This is a genomic window from Inquilinus sp. CA228 (genome assembly GCF_052078665.1).
Taxonomy (GTDB): domain Bacteria; phylum Pseudomonadota; class Alphaproteobacteria; order DSM-16000; family Inquilinaceae; genus Inquilinus.
The window spans coordinates 1-794 of the sequence record NZ_JBQJIK010000197.1; the positions used below are offsets into that span (position 1 = coordinate 1).

Sequence of the window (794 nt, forward strand, 5' to 3'; positions counted from 1 at the left end):
GAGGGGCCGAGACCCGGCGCTCAGAGGACGTAGATGCCGTCGGGCCGTCCGCCGAATCGCCAGCGATGGATCTCGACGCGGTCGTAGAGCCCGGCCTTCGCATAGGGGTCGGTCGCGAGCATGGCCTCGACGTCGGACCGCGATGGCAGCTCGACCATCGCGGCGGCGCCGACCCAGGCCGCGCCGTCATCGGACAGCAGCGGCCCGCCCACGATCAGGCGGTTCTGCCGGTCCTGATCGGCCAAGAAGCTGCCGTGGGCCTCGCGCAGCCCGTCGGCGGCCGCACTCGCGCCCGGCCGGCCATGGGCGATGACGAGGAAGCGCAGATTGGCGTCCGGATCGCCCTTGAACGACCACATCCTGCGGCCGAGCGCATTCCGCCAACGCCGCACCAGGATTTCGGCGTAGACGCCGGCCTTGTGGTTCGGCTCCTCATAGGCGAACACCCGCGCCGCCTCGGCATCGGGCAGATCGACGATGTGGACGCTGCCGGTCGGGGTCTCGCCATCCTCGGCCAGGGTCGGTCCGCGCGCGACCATGCCCTCGGCATAGAAATCCATGAAGGACCAGTGGGCCTCGACCAGCCGCCGGCGCAAATCGAGGGTGCCCGGCTTGTCCCGGCAGTAGACGAAATACTCCACCTCGCCCTCTCGTGCCGTCCTGGGCCCTCAGCGCAGCACAAGCGCGCCGCGGCTGCAACAGGAGGCGACGGACGGGGCGCGGGTTGCGGTCCGCGCCCCGTCCGGTTAGGAGTCCCGGTCGTCGAGGGGCAGCAATGACGACCGGGACTCCTA

1 protein-coding gene is annotated in these 794 nt (G+C 70.7%); it reads right to left on the minus strand.

The window, feature by feature from the left end; translation table 11 throughout:
• Nucleotides 1-20: 20 nt before the first annotated feature.
• Nucleotides 21-641, minus strand: coding sequence for a YciI family protein (locus ACTOWL_RS37980; RefSeq protein WP_441326484.1), 621 nt, complete (start codon nucleotides 639-641; stop codon nucleotides 21-23).
• Nucleotides 642-794: the final 153 nt, after the last annotated feature.